The organism is Moorena sp. (genome assembly GCF_982860115.1).
This window is the reverse complement of sequence record NZ_CEYLVT010000022.1, coordinates 48,948-53,670: the sequence shown is the minus strand read 5'-3', so window position 1 is coordinate 53,670 and position 4,723 is coordinate 48,948. Positions and strand designations below refer to the sequence as shown.

Here is a 4,723-nt window from a genome sequence, read left to right as displayed (position 1 = left end):
ACGGGTCGCACCTCTTTTATGCATAGCCTGCCAACTATAAAGGCTCCACTCTTCTAAGGTAACTTCTGACCACACTCCTACTACGTATTGAGATGTGGGGCTCCTTTTGCTAGAAAGCTGAAAGTGAATCTTAAATGGTTCTGAACTAGCAATTCACTCCCTCAAAAGTGAACTGCTGACAGCGTTCCACAAATCGCAGAGGAAGCTCAAGACAACTACCCCAATGGAGATGAACATAGGAAGCATGGAGCTGATAGACTTGCCAGCCTTCAACTCCAACCTTTCTCTGGTTATATCCCCGTAACTCAAACAAGGGATTGGAGGGCATCACTGTTAAGTGGGAGCGATGAAATTCATGTCCCCAAACCGTTGCTCCGGCAGGTAACAATGGTCCATCGAGCAAAGTAGTTGCCTGTCGATATCCTAAAGTAAGGGATTTTCCCATCACCGTAACCGTGGGTAATACCCCTACCATTGACCAAGATTTCCCGTCAAAATCTGTAATCTGCTCCCCTAAATACATCAATCCGCCACACTCAGCATACGTGGGCATCCCTGACTCTATAGCTGTTCGCACTGACTCTCGCGCACTACTATTTTCGGCGAGTTGCTCAGCAAAAACTTCTGGAAAACCACCACCAAAGTACATCCCTTGTATATCAGGAGGTAAAGTGGTATCGGTGAGGGGACTCCAATACACTAACTCTGCTCCTAGCTGTTCCAAACTATCGAGATTGTCTTGGTAATAGAAACTAAAAGCGCGATCGCATGCTACAGCAATTCGGATTAGGGCAGGTGGCAGGTTATTAGAGGTTACAAGTTGAAGGTTGGTAGGTTGCAGGTTGTCTAGAGAACTTTCAACCTGTAACCGGCCAACCTTCAACTGTGAAGAACTTTCAACCTGTAACCTACCAACCTTCAACTTTGAGTTAAGCTGTAACCGGTTAACCTTTAACTCTGAGTGAAGATGTTCCCAATTAAAGCAACTCTGTCCTAGATCAGCAAGTCGGTTAATCAAAGCATCCAGTTGAGTAATTTCAGCAGTAGGTATCAAGCCCAAGTGCCGATCCGGAATAGTTATATTATCCTGACGCTTTAGCTCTCCTAATACAGGAATGTGTAACGGTTCGAGAGCATCCTTGAGCAATTCCAAATGCCGTGAGCTTCCGACTCGATTCAATACTACTCCAGCTATGGTAATCCTAGGATCCAAGGATTGATAGCCATATGCGATCGCAGCCACGGAACGAGATAACCGAGAGCAATCCAACACTAATAACACTGGCACGTCTAACAGCCTTGCTACATGAGCTGTGCTGGCAAAATCATCCTTTCCTGATGCTCCATCAAATAACCCCATCACCCCTTCAATCAGGGCATAATCTACTCCCTGGCAATGGCGGTAAAAGCACTCTTTAACATAATCTTCAGAGGTTAATACTGGGTCTAAATTCCGACAAGGACGTCCCGTAACCCGCTGATGAAACATGGGGTCAATGTAATCCGGACCGACTTTAAAGGATTGAATTGTATAGTTACACCTGGATAAATACGATAATAGGGCGAGCGTAACTGTTGTTTTGCCCACCCCACTACGTTCACCAGCGATGATTAAAGCCATTGAAGAGTTGAAGGTTTAAGGTTTTAAGGTTAAAGTTTATGATCTCAACATTGAACGTGCAACTTGCTAACCTTCAACCCTTCGTTCAAACCTTCAACTTGTTACCGTCAAATTCAAAATTTCCTTGGTCACTGCCATACTTTCTTCGTATAGCATCTCCCGACCCCAGCGTTGTAATTGCTGAGAGAGCAAAAACTCTGTCTTCTGGTCAAACAAGGGCGATACCTGCTGAATGCGGCAAGACTGAGCCCCACCACCAGCTTCCATACGCATACAACCTGTGGTTTGTGAACACAACACAGTGCAGCAATCAGCTTGCAGGTTGGTCGAACCCAAGCGCAGGCTAATCAAATCACCTGCCACATCTCCGACATCAGCTACGGGGATAGCTGCCAATTCTGCTTCTACAGTTTGCTGGTTGGGTCTGATAAATTTAACACGCCGCAGGTCGTAATCCCCACCTTCTTTGAGATCAGACGTGGGAAGCCATTCTAAGCGAGACGCTAACCAACTGAGAAACATCAGTGCTTGAGCCTCATTCCCTTTTTCGTAATCAATGGTAACTTGATCAACTTCGTAGATTGCCCCACGACGTTCTGGTGGATCAAATGCTTCTGCGGTTAACTCTTGCCATGCTGCCAACCGTGCCCAATTTAGGTCAGCCACTGGTGTGCCCTGATTGATCAGCTCACACATTTGTGATAACTGTTCCTCTGGATTGCTAAAGCTACTTGAGTCAACAATGACGGTATTACTTAGCCCTGCTAAGCGTTGGAACAACCCATAATTAGGATCAGGAGTTCCCTTCCACCAGAGGAATTTCGGCAGTTCTGCTAACATCAATTCCGAAATGATACCGCTAATCCGTTCCAAAGCAGCAGCGGTGCCAGTTAGGGTGATGTATTCACAACATATTAATGTACTCTGGCTTTGCTTTTGAATTGGGCAAGAGGCAGATACCTGAGCCTTAACCCCTTCATCTTCCCCAGCAATAGGACAAAGGGCAATAATGCGACAGGGGTTAGAGGCTGCGATCGCATCGGCAATTCCAAATCCTTCTAAATCACCGGAATACTCTAGCTTCTTCTGGGTATCTCCCTTCTGGACAGATTCATTGTATTCCTGCCGTAGTTTTGCCTTAGTCGCCTCATCTGCTTTACCTGTTTTTTCCAATCCGTAGGCTTTCTGTGCTGCCTTGAGAGCAGCCACCATGCGCGGGCCTATAATACCATCAATTGGACCGGAATAATATCCCAGTGCTGCTAAGAGCTGCTGGGTTTCTTCGGGTTCATAAACCACTAAACTAAAGGTTGTTGCCCTGATCGCACTGGGCGAATCACCGTTTTCACCATAGCTTTGCCAAATTTGACGCAATTCCGCTTCAATTTCACCCAAAGAAACATCTTTGGGTGGTTGTATTGAAAGCACCGGAGGAGATTGTGTAGCCATAGCAATTTACTTGTTTTTTGTCAATAGTCATTAGTCAATAGTCACTAGTTATTAGTCACTAGTTATTAATCACTAGTGACTAACTAACTTAAAGTCTGCGCCAGCGACGTCCATCTCGATTAATTAGGTGTTCGGCTTCCTTCGGTTCCCAAGTTCCTGCTTCATACTGAGGTATGGATGCTGGATCAGCTGGACCATCCCAAGCTGCTAAGGCTGGTGTCACTACCCTCCAGGCTTCTTCCACTTCATCAGCACGAGTAAACAACGTTTGATCCCCTAACATACAGTCAAGTAAAAGCCGATTATAGGCATCAGCAGTTGCCACACCAAAAGAAGAACCGTAGCTAAAGTCCATATCTACGGTGCGGGTGCGCAAATCTGGTCCTGGCCGTTTCGCCTCAAAACGCAGAGAAATTCCCTCATTGGGCTGCAAGCGCAGGGTTAAGACATTGGGGCTAGTCTGCTGAGCCGCAGATTTAAAAATCATTAGGGGAACTTTACGAAACTGAATGGAGATCTCACTGACCTTCTTCGGTAGTCGTTTCCCCGTGCGCAGGTAAAAGGGAACTCCTTGCCAGCGCCAGTTATCAATCAGTAGCTTTAGGGCGACATAGGTGGGGGTAGTGGAATTGGGGTCAACCCCTTTCTCATCCCGATAACCAGGCACTTGTTTGCCTTTCATCCAACCTGCTGCATACTGACCCCGCACTGCTGAATTTTCTAGATTATGAATATCTGCCAGGTGAGTAGCTTGAATCACCTTGACCTTTTCAGTACGGATACTGTCAGCGTCCAGAGCATTGGGAGCTTCCATGGCCGTTAGGCAAAATAGCTGCATCAAATGGTTCTGCACCATATCCCGCAGTGCCCCGGATTTGTCGTAGTAACCGGCCCGTTCCTCTACCCCTACCGATTCGCCTACGGTAATCTGGATATGGTCAACAAACTGGCGATTCCACAACGGCTCAAAGATAGCATTACCAAAGCGGAACACTAACAGGTTCTGAACCGTTTCTTTGCCCAGATAGTGGTCAATGCGGTAAATTTGCTCTTCTTTGCAGACTTTTTGTACCACCCGGTTGAGAGATTGAGCTGAACTTAAATCCTTCCCGAAGGGTTTTTCAATTACCAACCGCTGCTTAACTGGGTCACTCAGCATTCCCGCTGCCCCCAATTGCTGGATGGCTTCTGTGAAGAATCTGGGAGCTACGGCTAAATAAAATACCCGGTTTCCCCGTGTTCCCCGTCTACCATCGAGTTCTCCCAAGAAGGCTTTCAGTTTCTGGTAACTTTCGGCTTTATCCATGTCACCGGAACAGTAGAACAAGCCATCGGCAAAGTCTTGCCACAACTCCTCCGATTGAATCCCATCGGAAAATTCCTCGATTCCCTCCCGCATTTGTTCCCGGAAGTAGTCATGAGTCCAATCTCGACGGGCAACACCAACGATGGTAATTTCTGGTGGTAGCCGTCGTTCTCGTTTAAGCTGGTAAAGTGCTGGTACGAGCTTGCGTTTAGTTAAATCTCCGGACGCGCCATAAATCACCATAATCAATGGTTCTGGCGTGCGCTCCTGTTGCAAGCCCACTCTTAAGGGATTTTCTAGCAGAGTAACCATCTTTGCCTATTGAAGGTGATCAGGGTGAAGGTTAA

Annotated in this window: 3 protein-coding genes; all 3 read right to left on the bottom strand. The window is 46.7% G+C overall.

Annotated features, from left to right (window positions below; translation table 11 throughout):
* Positions 1–145 precede the first annotated feature (145 nt).
* The 3 genes from AC4II3_RS06400 to zwf all read right to left on the bottom strand — a co-directional run bounded on the left by AC4II3_RS06400 (position 146) and on the right by zwf (position 4,688).
* The gene (locus AC4II3_RS06400; protein WP_488006318.1) at positions 146–1,621 is read right to left on the bottom strand and encodes a cobyrinic acid a,c-diamide synthase CobB; all 1,476 of its coding nucleotides are present in this window, start codon (positions 1,619–1,621) and stop codon (positions 146–148) included.
* Between the two features lie 93 nt (positions 1,622–1,714).
* A complete protein-coding gene (opcA, locus tag AC4II3_RS06395; RefSeq protein WP_488006320.1) occupies positions 1,715–3,070 on the bottom strand; it encodes a glucose-6-phosphate dehydrogenase assembly protein OpcA in 1,356 nt (451 codons plus the stop codon).
* Positions 3,071–3,158: 88 nt separating this feature from the next.
* Entirely contained in the window at positions 3,159–4,688 is a 1,530-nt protein-coding gene (zwf, locus tag AC4II3_RS06390; protein ID WP_488006322.1) for a glucose-6-phosphate dehydrogenase, read from the bottom strand.
* Positions 4,689–4,723 lie beyond the last annotated feature (35 nt).